Origin of the sequence: Cryptosporangium sp. NPDC051539, from assembly GCF_044454545.1 — a bacterium.
In the GTDB taxonomy this organism is placed as follows: Bacteria; Actinomycetota; Actinomycetes; order Mycobacteriales; family Cryptosporangiaceae; genus Cryptosporangium.
This window is the reverse complement of sequence record NZ_JBITDV010000007.1, coordinates 461844-477182: the sequence shown is the minus strand read 5'-3', so window position 1 is coordinate 477182 and position 15339 is coordinate 461844. Positions and strand designations below refer to the sequence as shown.

Here is a 15339-nt window from a genome sequence, read left to right as displayed (position 1 = left end):
CGGGGTCGGGATTGCCAACTCGGTACCGGGGCGAAGTTGCTCACAAACGATGCTCCCTCAGTTCATTCCTGACCGCCCGTGGATACCCGGGAACAGTGAGTGTCACTATCTCGTCCCGCGACCGTCTCCGGCGCTGCCATGAGTTGGACCTCCTCCGCTTCTTAGCGGCGGCGGCCGTGGTGGCGTTCCACTGGATGTTCCGGTCGACCACCGGGACGACCCCGTTGGCGACCACCGGCTTCGAGGGCCAGGCCGCGCTGTTCCGGTACGGCTACCTCGGCGTCGACGTGTTCTTCGTCATCAGTGGGTTCGTGATCCTGCGCAGCGCCTGGGGCCGCTCCCCCGACACGTTCCTGCTCAACCGCGCCGGTCGGCTGTACCCGGCGTTCTGGGTCGCCTGCACCGTCACCGCGCTGGCCGTGACGCTCCTGCCGGGCGACCGGCTCTCGGTCTCGTTCGGCCAGTGGGCCGCCAATCTGACGATGGGCAGCGAGGCGTTCGGCGTCACCTATGTCGACGGCGTGTACTGGACGCTGCTGGTCGAGCTCGCGTTCTACGGGCTGGTGGCGCTGGGCACGATCGTCGGACTGACCGTGAACCGGGTGCTGGCCGGCGCCTCGGTGTGGCTCGGCATCTCGCTCGTCCACGCGGCCTGGTCGATGCCGGACGGGTGGGCCCGGGTGTTCGTCCCGGAGTGGACCCCGTACTTCACCGCCGGGGTCGGGTTCGCGCTGCTGGCGAAGGAAGGGCCGGGCGCGACGCTGAGCGCGCGGCAGCGGGTGGCGGCGCTCGCGGTGACCGTGGCGTCGTGCGGGTGGGCGCTGGTGCGCGGCATCTCGTTCGCGGACGCGCTGACCCGCAAGTACGGGCTGCCGTTCTCCGGCTGGGTCGTGGCCGGGGTGCTGCTGGCGACGTTCGCCGCGTTCGCGCTGCTGGTGAGCGGTGTGCGGGTGCCGGGCGCGGCGCGGGTCGCGTTCCTCGGCACGCTGACGTACCCGCTGTACCTGTTGCACGAGAACATCGGCTACACGCTGCTGACGATCGGCAACGTGCGGCTGGGGTTCAACCGCTGGTTCGTGCTGGCGTTCGCCGTCGCGGTGGTCGTCGCCCTGGCTTGGGCGCTCAACCACTACGTCGAGGAACCCGGCAGCAGGCGGATGGGCCGCCTCACCAAGACCCTGCAGGCGCGCAGCCGGCAGCACACACGCATCGCGCCACGCGCGACCCCCGCGACGCGGACGCATGACGCGGAGGCGCGCGTGCTCGCGGCCTACTCCGGCTTCACGCCGGTGTCGCGAGCGCTCTGAGGGCCGTCAGGCGCCCGTGAACTTCGCCTTGCCCGGGCCGTTGGCCAGGAACGACTCCATGCCGATCCGCTTGTCTTCTGTCGCGAACAGGCCCGCGAACAGCTGGCTCTCCAGCCGCAGACCGGTCTCCAGGTCGACGTCGAGCCCGCCGTCGATCGCGGCCTTCGCCGCCCGCAGCGCCCACGCCGGGCCGTTCGTGAACGTCGACGCCCACTCGACCGCCACGGTGTAGACGTCGTCGGCAGCGACGACCTTGTCGACCAGTCCGATCGCCAGCGCCTCGGCCGCGTCGACGAACCGACCGGAGTAGATCAGGTCCTTGGCCTTCGACGGCCCCACCAGCCGGGTGAGCCGCTGGGTGCCACCCGCGCCCGGGATGATGCCGAGCAGGATCTCCGGCTGGCCGAGCTTCGCGTTCTCGCCGCACACCCGGAAGTCGGCGGTCAGCGCCAGCTCGCAGCCGCCGCCGAGCGCGAACCCGGTCACCGCGGCGATCACCGGCTTCGGGATCCGCGCGACCGCGGTCAGCGACCCGGTCAGCGCCTCGGCCCGAGCCACCATCTGCGTGTAGTCGGTCTCGGCGAACTCCTTGATGTCGGCGCCGGCCGCGAACACCTTCGGACCGCCGTAGAGCACGACCGCCCGCACGTCGTTCCGCTCGGTGGCCTCCTGGGCCGCCGCCCTGAGCTCCTGCTGCACCTGGGTGTTGAGTGCGTTCATCTTCGGCCGGTCGAGCCGGATCGTGCCGACCCCTTCGGCCACCTCGAGCGTCACGAATTCGCCGGTCATCCGCCCCGACCACCCTTCTCCGGACGGGGAGCCGCCCGGCATCGATGCCGTTGGCGGCAGCCTACCGGCGGGTAGTTCGGCCGGGCTCACCGCGCGAGCGTGACCACCGACACCGTGCCCGACGACCGGTTGCTCACCCAGCCGGTGCGTCCGTCCGGCGACACCGCGACGACCCACGGGTCCTTGCCCACCGGCACGCTCGCGGTCTGCCGCAGCGTCTTCGTGTCGAGGACCGTGAGCACGTCGTCGCCGGTCGCCGCGAAATACGCGTACCTGCCGTCGGGGGAGAGCGCGACGCACCGCGGGTTGGCCCCCACCTTCACGTTCGTCACCGCACTGGTCTTGAGGTTGATGACCGAGGCGGTGCTGACCTCGTAGTTCGCGGTGAACGCCCGGCTGCCGTCGGGCAGCACGGCGACGCTGTGCGGGCTCTTGTCGACGGGGATCGTCTTGATGACCTTGGTCTGCGAGACGTCGATGACCGAGATCAGGTTCGACTCGTGGTCGGCGGCGTAGGCGCGCGTCCCGCCCGGGCCGAACGTGACCCAGTGCGGCTCCGGCGGGACCGCGAGCGACATCAGGATGCCCCGCTGGGCCGTGTCGATCACGGTGAGGACGCTGCGCTGGTGGTCGGGGACGTAGAGCAGCTTGCCGTCGGGTGACAGCGAGAGCGCGTACGGCTCGGACGGGTGGCCCTGGGCGACGTCGATCTGTTTGGCGACGCTGCGCCGGGTGGTGTCGACGACCGTCACGGTGTTGCCGGTGCCGTCGTCGTTGTGGGTGGACACGTAGAGCGTCTTGCCGTCTTCGGAGATCGCGAGGTATTGGGGCTGGTTGGGGATCTTGATCGTCGAGACCTGGCGAAGGTCTTCGGTGTCGACGATCGAGATCGTCCGGTCGTCGCTGTTGGCGACGTAGACCTCGTCGCCGGTCGGCGAGAACGCGATGCCCTGCGGGGACTTGCCGACCTGGACCGACGTCACCTCGGTCGGCTTCGCGAGCGTGGTGACGGCGGTGGAGGTGCCGACGGTGGGCGTCGGCGACGTGGACGGCGCCGCCACGGTGCCGGGGTCGGCGTCGTCCGGGCCGAACAGGATGAACGCGCCTCCGCCCAGCAGGATCACGAGCACGATCAGGCCGGCCAGCACCGCGGCGCGGCGGGGGATCGCGCTCGTCCGCGGAGGTACCGGGTCGGCCCGGTGGCTCAGCAGGGTCGGGGGCGAATCCCGTTCCGGCTCCGGCCGGCGGCGTCGCTCGGTCGGCGGCGCGATCCGCGGCGGCCGCGGCGGTGGCGGAGACGCGGGCTGCGCCAGCACCTCTGCGAGACTCGGCGCAGGCCCGCCGGTCTGCTCGACGTACGGCGCCGCAGCGGCGGCGGCGACCTCCGGAGGCACGGCGGCGGCCGGAGGCACGGCGGCCGCGGCCGCCGGAGGCACGGCGGCTGGGGGCGCGACCGCCGGGGGTGCGGCGGCTGGGGGTGTGGCGGCCGCTGGGGGTGGGGCCGGGTTCGGGCCCGTGGACACGGTGGCGGCCCCGCGTTTGAGCGTGGGACGGTCGTCGGCCGGCTCGCCCGCGAAGCGCTCGAGCACGCCCGGCGTCGGGCGCGCCTTACGGTCGGCCAGCCTCAGCGGCGTCTCCGACGTCAGACCGAACGCGTCACGCAGCTGACCGATCAGCGCGCTGCAGCTGTCGGGCCGCGCACCCGGCCGCTTGGCCATCGCCGACTGCAGCACCGAGTCGGCCGCCGGTGGCACGTCGGCCGCCGCCTCGGACAGCACCGGCGGCGGCGACGAGATGTGCGCCCACATCATCGCCACGTAGTCCTGCCGGTCGAACGGCGCCACCCCGCTCAGCACGTGGTAGAGCACGCACCCGAGCGAGTACACGTCCGCCCGGTGGTCCACCGGCTGGTTCGCGATCTGCTCCGGCGCGACGTAGGCGATCGTCCCGAGGAACTGGCCGGCGGTGGTCAGCCCGGTGACGTCGGCGGCGCGCTTCGTCAGCCCGAAGTCGGTCAGGTACACGTGCCGCTGCGCGAGGTTCATCCCGTACTGGTCGTCCGCGCCGGTGAGCAGCACGTTCCCCGGCTTCACGTCGCGGTGCACGAGCTGCCGCTCGTGGGCGGCGTCCAGTGCCGCCGCCACCGCCGAGAAGATCGTGATCGTCTCCGACGGCGTCAGGCGCCCGCGCCGCTTCAACACCCGGTCGAGGTCTTCGCCGTCCACATAGCGCATGACCGTGTAGAGCATTCCGTCGAACTCGCCGGCCTGGTAGATCGGCAGCACGTTCGGATGGTCGAGCGACGCGGCGAGCTCGCTCTCCCGGGTGAACCGGGCCCGGAAAGTCGAGTCCGACGCGAGCTCGGGCGCGATCAGCTTGAGTGCGACCGGCCGCCCGAGGCGATTGTCGACCGCCTTGTAGACAACGGCCATCCCTCCGCGGGCGACGAAAGACTCCACCGTGTACCCGGCGATGTCCTCGCCGACCTCGAGGAGCATCTGGTCATGACGGCCCACGGATGGCGCCCCAAACGAGCGACGACAATTTACCGTCCACTCTAGGCCCGGGATCAACAGGGCGAAATCAGAGGGCCCTCGCGCTGTACCTTCCGTCGCGCTGGTCGAGCCGCAACGGCAGGCCGAACGTGTTCGACAGCGTCTCCGCGGTCAGCGACTCGGCGACCGGCCCGGCCGCAGTCACCCGGCCCTGCCGCAGCAGCAGCGCGTGCGTGATGCCCGGGGGGATCTCCTCGACGTGGTGCGTGACCAGCACCAGCGCCGGCGAATAAGGGTCGCGGGCCAGCGTCGAGAGGCGACGGACCAGGTCTTCCCGTCCGCCCAGGTCGAGCCCGGCGGCCGGCTCGTCGAGCATCAGCACTTCCGGATCGGTCATCAGCGCCCGCGCGATCTGCACGCGCTTGCGCTCGCCCTCGCTGAGCGTCCCGTACAGCCGATCGGCCAGGTGCTCGACCCCGAACTGGGCCAGCAGCGCGGCGCCTCGCGTAGCGTCCAGACCGTCGTACTGCTCGTTGAAGCGGCCGACCACGGCGTACGCGGCCGTGACCACGACGTCCGCCACGGTTTCGCTGGACGGGATGCGTTCCGCGAGGGACGCGGACGACAGACCGATACGGGGCCGGAGCTCGAAGACGTCGACCTTGCCGAGCTGCTCGCCGAGAATCGCGACCCGGCCGCGGGTCGGGTGGAGCCGGGCCGCGGCGACCGAGAGCAGCGTGGTCTTGCCCGCGCCGTTCGGGCCGAGCACGACCCAGCGGTCTTCCGGAGCGACCTTCCAGTCGATCTCGTCGAGCAGGTCGTTGCCGCTGCGGGTGACCGTGACGCCGGCGAGGTCGAGCACCGCGTCCGGGTCCGGCTCCGGATACGTCCGGGGCGCCGGGGCGGCCGGCTCGGGCGCGCGCGGCGCGGATTTGGGCAGCGCCGCGTCGGGAACGACCGAAACGCCGGACGTCACCGAGAAGATCGGTGAAACGGACGCGGGGGGAACAGAGGCTCGACCGACGGCGCGGGCCGGCTCGGGACGGGAAGCGGCAGGCACATGCCCCATCCAACAGCACGAGGGCCAACCTCGGACGCCCTCCCCCGTCCCGACGCGCCGCGTGGTACTCAACAGAACCAGGCGCCCTGACACATCTTGGGAGGTCTAGTTACGTTTACCCGAGCAGCCCCCTAATCTGTGCACAACAGGCTGCTAGGGGGCGCTATGAGCACAGCGACGGCAGACCCGAACGGGCCGTGGCCGGGTAGTCCGTTCCCGCTCGGCGCGAACTGGGACGGCGACGGCGTGAACTTCACGCTGTGGAGCCCGCACGCGGTCGGCGTGGACCTGTGCCTGTTCGACGAGGCCGGGAACGAGCGCCGGCTGATGCTCAGCGAGAGCACGTACCACGTCTGGCACGGGTACGTGCCAGACATCGGGCCGGGACAGCGGTACGGCTTCCGGGTGCACGGCCCGTGGAGCCCGCAGGCCGGTCACCGCTTCAACCCGGCGAAGCTGCTGATGGACCCGTACGCGCGGGCGTACTCGGGGCACGTCGTCAACGGCCCGTCGTTGTACGGGCACAACGGGGACGCGTCCCGCGGCTGGCCGGACGGGCAGGACTCGGCGCCCGACACGCTGCGCTCGGTCGTGCTGGCCCGGACGATCGGCCTCTCGCACACCCGTCCGCGGGTGCCGTGGGAGGACACGGTCATCTACGAACTGCACGTCCGCGGCTTCACGATGCGCCACCCGGACGTGCCCGACCACCTGCGTGGCACGTACTCCGGCCTGGCCCACCCCGCGGTGATCGACCACCTGGTGAAGCTCGGGGTGACGTCGGTCGAGCTGCTGCCGGTGCACCACATGGTTCCGGAACCGTTCATCAGCGGACGCGGCCTGACGAACTACTGGGGCTACAACACGCTCGGCTACTTCGCGCCGGACTCCCGGTTCTCCTCCCGCGGCGACACCGGAGGCCAGGTCGAGGAGTTCCGCGACATGGTCGCCGCGCTGCACGCGGCCGGAATCGAGGTGATCCTCGACGTCGTCTACAACCACACCGCCGAGGGCGGTGCGGACGGTCCGACGCTGAGCTTCCGCGGGATCGACAACATCGGTTACTACCGGGTCGACTCCTCCGACGCCAGCCGCTACGTCGACTACACCGGCTGCGGCAACACGCTGGACGCCCGGCAGCCCGCGGTGCTGCAGATGCTGATGGACTCGCTGCGCTACTGGGCGCTGGACATGGGCGTCGACGGGTTCCGCTTCGACCTGGCGTCCGCGCTGGCCCGGTCGATGCACGACGTCGACCAGCTCTCGGCGTTCATGGCGGTCATCCACCAGGACCCGGTGGTCAACCAGCTCAAGCTGATCGCCGAGCCCTGGGACGTGGGCGCGGGCGGCTACCAGGTCGGCAACTTCCCGCCGCTCTGGACGGAGTGGAACGGCCGCTACCGGGACGCCGTGCGCGACCTGTGGCGCGGCGGCACCAGCGGCCTCGGCGAGCTGGGTTACCGGCTGTCCGGCTCGTCCGACCTCTACCAGGACGACGGCCGCCGCCCGTTCGCGTCGATCAACTTCATCACCGCGCACGACGGGTTCACGATGCGCGACCTGTTCACGTACAACCACAAACACAACGAGGCCAACCTCGAGCAGAACCGGGACGGCACCGACGACAACCGGTCCTGGAACTGCGGCGTCGAAGGCGAGACCGACGACGGCGCGGTGATCGCGCTGCGCAACCGGCAGATCCGCAACGCGCTGGCCACGCTCGTGCTGTCGGCCGGCGTCCCGATGCTCACCGCCGGGGACGAGATGCGCCGCACGCAGGGCGGCAACAACAACGCGTACTGCCAGGACAACGAGGTGTCCTGGATGGACTGGAAGCTCGATCCGGAGGCCGAGTCGCTGCTCGGGTTCACGTCCCGGCTGCTCGACCTGCGGGCGAAGGCGCCGGTCTTCCGGCAACGCTCGTTCTTCGTCGGCGCACCGGCCGACCTGGACAGCCCGGTCAGCGACCTCTCGTGGTTCCGGCCCGACGGCGGCCTGATGAGCCCGGACGACTGGAACCGCCACGACGCTCGCACGCTCGGCATGTTCCTCGACGGCGAGCAGATCCGGAACCGGACCCTGCGTGGTGAGCGGATCGTCGACGACTCGTACCTGCTGTGGATCCACGCCGCCGACGGCGACCTGGAGGTCCGGCTGCCCGGGCCGCCGTGGGCGCGGTGCTACCAGGTGGTGTTCGACACCGCCCGGCCCGATCTGCCGGACGGCAGCGAGACGCTGGACGGCGGCACGGCCCGCCCGCTGTCGGCGTGGTCCACCGTCCTGCTCCGCGCGGTGCGCTGACCCGATCGCGTACCACCGGCAGCCGACCGGCGGCGGACCGGCCGTGCCGCGGTCAGGTGCTGGCGGTGCCCAGGGCCACGCCGACGATGAAGATCAGGAACAGGATCCCGGCCCCGACGAGTAACCAGAGTGCGGCCGTCCGGCCGAAGATGCCGCGGTTCTGATCGGTGATCTCGCGGAAGCCGTCGGGGCTGTTGCCTGCCGGAGGCTCACGCAGGGCGACCCGCGGCGCGCCCCGGCCGAGCCCGCCCATGAAACCGCCGAGCCCGGACGGCGGCCCGGTGTCGACCGGCGCGCCGTCGACCCTGGTCTGATCCACCCGGGTGGCGTCGACCGGCGCGGCCGCCTCGGCCCGGGAGATCTGGTTGTACAGCTCGGACTGCCGCCGCCGCAGTTCGCGCAACTCCTGGGAGAGCGACCACAGGCCGCCGAACGCGTGCCAGGCCGCGATGCCGACGATCGGCAGCGCGACCACGGTCAGCGCGCTGAACAGCATGCCGACCCCGGACTCGCCGGACGCGAACGAGACCGCGGCCAGGCTCGCGACGACGATCAGACCGACGAACGCGAGCCCGAAACCGAGCAGGCCGAACACGTCGATCGCGGCCCGCATCCGCCGCCGGTGCTGCTGGATCTTCGAGTCGACGATGCGCAACTGGTCGTCGAGGATCCTCAGCTCGGGCTCGCCGCTCGGCCGGTCCGCCACGGGTTCCGAGGACTCCGTGGCGGACCGACCGGCACCACCTGCAAACGCCATGCTCGGATTATGGGCCAGAACCGGTTCAGGCGGTCGTGACTAGCCCGAGCTCGACCGGATCGGTCAGCAACTCGTGGTGCGGGAGGACCCGGACGGTATACCCGAACGGACCAGCCTGCTCCAGCGGAATATCGGCTTCGTACCGATAGGTGTCGCCGCCATTGCCCAGCGCACGCATGGGAACGGTGTTGATCTCGTGCAGCACGTCGTCGGAGTCCACAGTGCCGTAGCAGGCCTGCACGGCCACGGCTTCCGGCGCCAGCCCACCAAGATTGACCTCGGCCCGGATGTTGACGGTCGCGCCCAGCTCGGGCGTGTCGCCGATGCCGGACGACTCGACGTGCGCCACCTTGACGCCGGTCCAGTGCTCGGCGACGTTCGCACGCCACTCGGCCAGCTCGCGCGCGCCCGCGAAGTGATCCGCGAGCACCCGGGCCGAGCTGCGTGCGGCCGGCGCGTACAGCCGCTCGACGTACTCGGCCACCATCCGCGTCGCGGTGAGCTTCGGGCCGAGCGAGCTGAGCGTGTGCCGCACCATCTCCAGCCAGCGCGCCGGGGCGCCGTCTTCGCCGCGGTCGTAGAACAGCGTCCGGACGTGGGTGGTCAGCAGGTCGTAGAACGCCGCCGCCTCCAGGTCGTCGCGCCGGTCCGGGTCGAGGACGCCGTCGGCGGTGGGGATCGCCCACCCGTTCTCGCCGTCGTACATCTCGTCCCACCACCCGTCCCGGATGGACAGGTTCAGGCCGCCGTTGAGCGACGCCTTCATGCCGGACGTCCCGCAGGCCTCGAGCGGACGCAGCGGGTTGTTCAGCCAGACGTCGCAGCCCCAGTACAGGTACCGGGCCATGCCGATGTCGTAGTCGGGCAGGAACACGATCCGGTTGCGCACCGCCGGGTCGTCGGTGAACCGCACCATCTGCTGGATCAGCATCTTGCCGCCCTCGTCCGCCGGGTGGCTCTTGCCCGCGATGACGATCTGGAGCGGACGCTCGGGGTCCAGCAGCAGCGAGCGGAGACGGTCGGGGTCGCGCAGCATCAGCGTCAGGCGCTTGTACGAGGGCACCCGGCGGGCGAACCCGATCGTCAGCACGTCCGGATCGAACACCGAGTCGACCCAGCCGAGCTCGGCTTCGGTGTGCCCGCGGCGCAGTGACGACGCCCGCAACCGGCGGCGGATCTCGTCGACCAGCTTCGCGCGCAGTGCCCGGCGGGTCTCCCAGAGCTGCTTGTTCGGCGTCTGGCCGATCGCGGCCCAGAGGTCGTCGTCGATCCCGCCGGGGCCGAGTGCCGCGGTCTCCCGCGCGACCCAGGTCGGGGCGTGGACGCCGTTGGTCACCGAGGTGATCGGCACCTCGTTCGACTCGAAGCCCGGCCAGAGACCCTTGAACATGTCCCGGCTGACGATCCCGTGCAGCTTGCTGACGCCGTTGGCGCGCTGACCCAGCCGCAGGCCCATGTGGGCCATGTTGAACACACCCGGGTCGTCCTCGGCACCCAGCGCGAGCAGACGCTCGATCGGCACCCCCTGGACGCCCGACAGGATGCCCGCACCGAACACGTGCGCGATCAGGTCGCGGGAGAACCGGTCGATGCCGGCCGGCACCGGCGTGTGCGTGGTGAACACCGTCCCCGCGCGCACCGCGTGCAACGCCTGGTCGAACGTCAGTCCGGCGCCTTCGACGAGCTCGCGGATCCGCTCGACGCCGAGGAAGCCGGCGTGACCCTCGTTGGTGTGGAAGACCTCGGGCGCGGTCTCACCGGACAGCTCGGCGTACGCGCGCAGCGCCCGGACGCCACCGATGCCGAGCAGGATCTCCTGCAGCAGCCGGTGGTCGGCACCGCCGCCGTACAGGCGGTCGGTGACGGCGCGCTCGGTCGGCGCGTTGTCTTCGATGTCGGAGTCGAGCAGCAGCAGCGGGACCCGGCCGCACTGCGCCTTCCAGATGTGCGCGTGCAGCACCCGGTGCTCGGGCAGGTCGACCGAGATCCGCAGCGGCGCACCGTCGGCGCCGGTCAGGCGCTGCAACGGCAGGCCGTGCGGGTCCAGCGGCGGATAGTGCTCGGCCTGCCAGCCGTCCGCGGTGAGGGCCTGACTGAAGTATCCGGATCGATACAGCAGGCCCACCCCGACGATCGGGGCACCGAGGTCACTGGCTGCTTTGAGGTGGTCGCCGGCCAGGATCCCCAGACCGCCGGAGTACTGCGGCAACACTTCGGCGATGCCGAACTCCGGGGAGAAGTACGCGATCGACGCGGGCAGCGGCTTCCCGGCGTCTGCTCCGGCCTGGGCTTGCTCCTGGTACCAGCGGGGCTCGGTGAGGTAGCGCTTCAAATCCGCGTGCGTGGCATGGAGGCGGCCGAGGAAGTCCGGGTCGGCGGCGAGCGACTCCAGTCGCTGACCGGAGACCTCTCCCAGTAGCCGGACCGGATCCTGGCGCACCTGCTCCCAGACTCTGGGATCCACGGAAGCGAAAAGATCGACCGTGGGCGGGTTCCACGACCACCGCAAATTCATCACCAGCTCACCGAGCGGGGCCAGCGGTTCGGGCAGCTTGGCCCGCACGGTAAAACGACGTAGGGCTCTCACGGGCCGCACCCTACCGACGCTCGGGTCGGTTCCCGTGTCACGGGCGCGAACATTGCGTCCGTGTCCCGCAAGTATTTTCAGGTCCGGGCGGCTATACCTCTGCAGGGACTCCGGCGAACATGCTTGGGGGGCCCTGCGGACGGGGTGCGCCGCGAGCCCCCTGGACCGTCACCGCGACCGTCCCTCTGACTCGATACGGTAGGCCTTGATGACCGGACGCTTCGCGATCGAAGACATCACCCCCGTCGTGTCCGCTGGTTTGTATCCAGCACGCGCCGTCGTGGGTGAGCTCATGCCCGTCTCTGCCACGGTGTTCCGCGAGGGACACGATGCCGTCGGGGCGAATGTGGTGTGGACCGCGCCCGATGGGCGTCGAACACCGTTCACCCCGATGGTGAAAGGCGAGAACGACCGCTGGCACGCGTCCGTGGTGCCGGACGCCCCCGGGCGGTGGACGTTCGTCGTCGAGGCCTGGGGCGATCCGTTCGAGACCTGGCACCACGCGGTGGAGGTCAAGATCGCGGCCGGCCAGTCGGCGGTCGAACTCGCCAACGACCTGGAGACCGGCGCCCGGCTCCTCCTCAAGGCCGGCCGATTCGCCCCGCGCCAGCGCCGCGACGAGCTCTTCGAGGCCGCGGCGGCGCTCCGCGACACCACGAAACCGCTGGCCGAGCGGGTCGAGCCCGGGCTCGCGCTCTCTGCGGCGATGGCCGAGCGCCCGGTGCGTGACCTGGTGACCCGGTCCCCCGCGTTCAGCGTGTGGGTCGACCGCGAGCGCGCGCTGTACGGCTCCTGGTACGAGTTCTTCCCCCGCTCGGAGGGCGCCGTCGTCCCGGACGCGGGTTCGGACGCGGTCAGCCCGCCGGTGCACGGCACGTTCCGCACCGCGTCGCGTCGCCTGCCGGCCATCGCCGACATGAACTTCGACGTCGTCTACCTGCCGCCGATCCACCCGATCGGCCGGGTGAACCGCAAGGGCAAGAACAACACGCTCACCCCGACGCCCGACGACGTCGGTTCTCCGTGGGCCATCGGCGCCTCCGAGGGCGGACACGACTCGATCCACCCCCAACTGGGGACGTTCGACGACTTCGACGCGTTCGTGGCCCGCACCCGCGAGCTGGGCATGGAGGTCGCGCTCGACCTCGCGCTGCAGTGCGCGCCCGACCACCCCTGGGTCACCGAGCACCCGGAGTGGTTCACGACGCTGCCCGACGGCACGATCGCCTACGCCGAGAACCCGCCGAAGAAGTACCAGGACATCTATCCGCTGAACTTCGACAACGACCGGAACGGCATCTACGCGGAGATGCTCCGCGTGACGTTGCTCTGGGTCGAGCACGGCGTGAAGATCTTCCGGGTCGACAACCCGCACACCAAGCCGACCGACTTCTGGCACTGGCTGATCTGGGAGGTCAAGAAGGTCCACCCGGACGTGCTGTTCCTGGCCGAGGCGTTCACCCGGCCGGCGATGATGCAGCATCTGGCGAAGATCGGCTTCACCCAGTCGTACACGTACTTCACCTGGCGCACCGCCAAGTGGGAGATCGAGGAGTACGGCCGCGAGCTGGTCGAGAGCGGGCACTACATGCGCCCCAACTTCTTCGTGAATACGCCCGACATCCTGCACGCGTCGCTGCAGTACGGCGGTCCGGCGATGTTCGCGATCCGCGCGGTGCTGGCCAGCATGATGTCGCCGACCTGGGGCGTCTACTCCGGTTTCGAGCTCTACGAGCACGTCGCCGTGCGTCCGGGGTCGGAGGAATACCTGGATTCGGAGAAGTACCAGCTCCGTCCCCGGGACTGGAAGCAGGCCGAAGCGGAAGGGCGTACGCTGGCGCCGTTCCTGGGTCGGCTCAACGAGTTGCGCCGTGCTCATCCGGCGCTGCAGAGGCTCCGGAACCTCCGTTTCCACCACGTCGACAACGACGCGATTTTGTGTTTCTCCAAGCAGCTGGGCAACGACACGGTCCTCGTGGTGTGCACGCTCGACGCACACAACACCCACTGGGGCAACACCGCGCTCGACATGCCCGCGCTCGGGCTCGACTGGCATGACCGGTTCCGGGTAGTCGACGAGCTCACCGGGGCAAGCTTCGACTGGGGACAGCACAACGCCGTCCGACTCGACCCGTACCAGCAGGTCGCGCACGTTTTCACGATCCACAGCCAGACGTCCTGAGGGCGCCACATGACCATCTCACTGCCTCACCCGCCCAGACTCCGTGCTCACACTCTGGAGCGCGCCGTCGACGAAGCCGCGGCGCACCAGCACACGGCCGACGGGCATCTCGTCGAACCCCAGTCCGAAAGCTTCAAGCACGCGCGGCAGATGCCGCTCGATCCGGACTGGTTCAAGCGCGCGGTCTTCTACGAGGCCCTCGTACGGGCGTTCTACGACTCGTCCGGCGACGGCACCGGTGACCTCGACGGCCTCACCGCCAAACTGGACTACCTGGCCTGGCTCGGCATCGACTGCATCTGGCTGCCGCCGTTCTACGACTCACCGTTGCGCGACGGCGGCTACGACATCAGCGACTTCCGCGCGGTGCTGCCGGAGTTCGGCACGGTCGAGAACTTCGTGACGCTGCTGGACGAGGCACACAAGCGCGGCATCCGCGTCATCACCGACCTGGTCATGAACCACACGTCCGACCAGCACCTGTGGTTCCAGGAATCCCGGCGCGACCCGGAGGGTCCGTACGGCGACTTCTACGTCTGGAGCGACGACGACTCCAAGTACGCCGACGCCCGGATCATCTTCATCGACACCGAGTCGTCGAACTGGACGTACGACCCGGTGCGCGGGCAGTTCTACTGGCACCGGTTCTTCAGCCACCAGCCCGACCTGAACTTCGAGAACGAGGCCGTCCAGGAGGCCATGCTCGACGTCCTGCGGTTCTGGCTCGACCTCGGGATCGACGGTTTCCGGCTGGACGCGGTGCCCTACCTCTTCGAGGAAGAGGGCACGAACTGCGAGAACCTACCGCGCACCCACGAGTTCCTCAAGCGGTGCCGCAAGACGATCGAGGACGAGTACCCCGGCCGCGTGCTGCTCGCCGAGGCGAACCAGTGGCCGGCCGACGTCGTCGAGTACTTCGGTGACCCCTCGGTCGGCGGCGACGAGTGCCACATGGCGTTCCACTTCCCGCTGATGCCGCGCATCTTCATGGCGGTCCGCCGCCAGTCGCGGTTCCCGATCTCGGAGATCCTGGCTCAGACGCCAGACATCCCCGAGGGCGCGCAGTGGGGCATCTTCCTGCGCAACCACGACGAGCTCACGCTCGAGATGGTGACCGACGAAGAGCGCGACTACATGTACACGGAGTACGCCAAGGACCCGCGGATGCGCGCGAACGTCGGCATCCGGCGCCGGCTCGCTCCGCTGCTCGACAACGACCGCAACCAGATCGAGCTGTTCACCGCGATGCTGCTCTCGCTGCCCGGCTCGCCGGTGCTGTACTACGGCGACGAGATCGGGATGGGCGACAACATCTGGCTGGGTGACCGGGACGGCGTCCGCACCCCGATGCAGTGGACGCCCGACCGCAACGCGGGCTTCTCGGTCTGCGACCCGGGCCGGATCTACCTGCCGGTCATCATGGACCCGATCTACGGCTACCAGGTGACGAACGTCGAGGCCCAGCTCGGCGCCAGTGCGTCGCTGCTGCACTGGACGCGCCGGATGATCGAGATCCGGCAGCAGCACCCCGCGTTCCCACTCGGAACGTTCACCGACCTCGGCGGGTCAAACCCCACCGTTCTGGCCTACGTACGTGAGTACGTCACGCCAGAAGGGGAACACGACGTAGTGATATGCGTAAACAACCTGTCGCGGTTCCCCCAGCCGGTCGAGCTGGACCTCGGGCGGTTCCGCGGCTGCACGCCGGTGGAGCTCACCGGGCGGGTGCACTTCCCGCCCATCGGCGAGCTGCCTTACCTGCTCACGCTGCCCGGCCACGGCTTCTACTGGTTCCAGCTCACCCCGCACGAAGAGCGCGGCTAGGCGACGTGGTGAGTCCACCGAGCGCGCGGACAACCGG

Annotated in this window: 9 protein-coding genes; 4 read left to right on the top strand and 5 right to left on the bottom strand. The window is 70.1% G+C overall.

Features of this window, described 5'->3' with window-relative positions; genetic code table 11:
• The first annotated feature begins 95 nt into the window (after positions 1–95).
• Entirely contained in the window at positions 96–1307 is a 1212-nt protein-coding gene (locus ACIBZJ_RS24105) for an acyltransferase family protein (RefSeq protein WP_395933139.1), read from the top strand.
• A gap of 6 nt (positions 1308–1313) precedes the next feature.
• Here ACIBZJ_RS24105 and ACIBZJ_RS24100 read toward each other — a convergent pair whose 3' ends face one another.
• From ACIBZJ_RS24100 to ACIBZJ_RS24090, 3 genes are all read right to left on the bottom strand, one after another.
• Positions 1314–2096: an enoyl-CoA hydratase/isomerase family protein gene (locus ACIBZJ_RS24100; RefSeq protein WP_395933137.1), complete on the bottom strand. Its 783-nt coding sequence runs from the start codon at positions 2094–2096 to the stop codon at positions 1314–1316.
• Between the two features lie 86 nt (positions 2097–2182).
• The gene (locus tag ACIBZJ_RS24095; protein ID WP_395933135.1) at positions 2183–4594 is read right to left on the bottom strand and encodes a protein kinase; all 2412 of its coding nucleotides are present in this window, start codon (positions 4592–4594) and stop codon (positions 2183–2185) included.
• Positions 4595–4679: 85 nt separating this feature from the next.
• The gene (locus ACIBZJ_RS24090) at positions 4680–5567 is read right to left on the bottom strand and encodes an ABC transporter ATP-binding protein (RefSeq protein WP_395933133.1); all 888 of its coding nucleotides are present in this window, start codon (positions 5565–5567) and stop codon (positions 4680–4682) included.
• 249 nt (positions 5568–5816) lie between these two features.
• Here ACIBZJ_RS24090 and glgX point away from each other — a divergent pair, with 249 nt between their 5' ends.
• The gene (gene glgX, locus ACIBZJ_RS24085; RefSeq protein WP_395933131.1) at positions 5817–7952 is read left to right on the top strand and encodes a glycogen debranching protein GlgX; all 2136 of its coding nucleotides are present in this window, start codon (positions 5817–5819) and stop codon (positions 7950–7952) included.
• Positions 7953–8004: 52 nt separating this feature from the next.
• Here the strand turns inward: glgX and ACIBZJ_RS24080 are convergent, their stop codons facing one another.
• Both ACIBZJ_RS24080 and glgP read right to left on the bottom strand, forming a co-directional pair.
• Complete coding sequence (locus ACIBZJ_RS24080) at positions 8005–8709, bottom strand: hypothetical protein (protein ID WP_395933129.1); 705 nt, start codon at positions 8707–8709, stop codon at positions 8005–8007.
• Between the two features lie 25 nt (positions 8710–8734).
• The gene (gene glgP / locus ACIBZJ_RS24075) at positions 8735–11296 is read right to left on the bottom strand and encodes an alpha-glucan family phosphorylase (protein ID WP_395933127.1); all 2562 of its coding nucleotides are present in this window, start codon (positions 11294–11296) and stop codon (positions 8735–8737) included.
• A gap of 208 nt (positions 11297–11504) precedes the next feature.
• Between glgP and ACIBZJ_RS24070 the strand changes: the two genes are divergently transcribed.
• Together ACIBZJ_RS24070 and treS are read left to right on the top strand one after the other, a co-directional pair.
• Positions 11505–13478 carry an alpha-1,4-glucan--maltose-1-phosphate maltosyltransferase gene (locus tag ACIBZJ_RS24070; RefSeq protein ID WP_395933125.1) on the top strand — a complete coding sequence of 658 codons (1974 nt, stop codon included), beginning with the start codon at positions 11505–11507 and terminating at the stop codon, positions 13476–13478.
• A 9-nt stretch (positions 13479–13487) separates the two neighbouring features.
• Positions 13488–15302, top strand: coding sequence for a maltose alpha-D-glucosyltransferase (gene treS, locus ACIBZJ_RS24065; protein ID WP_395933123.1), 1815 nt, complete (start codon positions 13488–13490; stop codon positions 15300–15302).
• Positions 15303–15339 lie beyond the last annotated feature (37 nt).

Bases quoted from the DNA above. Each gene is read 5' to 3' on its own strand.
- ACIBZJ_RS24100 (WP_395933137.1), bottom strand. From the start codon at position 2,096: ATGACCGGCGAATTCGTGACGCTCGAGGTGGCCGAAGGGGTCGGCACG.
- ACIBZJ_RS24095 (WP_395933135.1), bottom strand. From the start codon at position 4,594: ATGCTCCTCGAGGTCGGCGAGGACATCGCCGGGTACACGGTGGAGTCT.
- glgX (WP_395933131.1), top strand. From the start codon at position 5,817: ATGAGCACAGCGACGGCAGACCCGAACGGGCCGTGGCCGGGTAGTCCG.
- ACIBZJ_RS24080 (WP_395933129.1), bottom strand. From the start codon at position 8,709: ATGGCGTTTGCAGGTGGTGCCGGTCGGTCCGCCACGGAGTCCTCGGAA.
- ACIBZJ_RS24070 (WP_395933125.1), top strand. From the start codon at position 11,505: ATGACCGGACGCTTCGCGATCGAAGACATCACCCCCGTCGTGTCCGCT.
- treS (WP_395933123.1), top strand. From the start codon at position 13,488: ATGACCATCTCACTGCCTCACCCGCCCAGACTCCGTGCTCACACTCTG.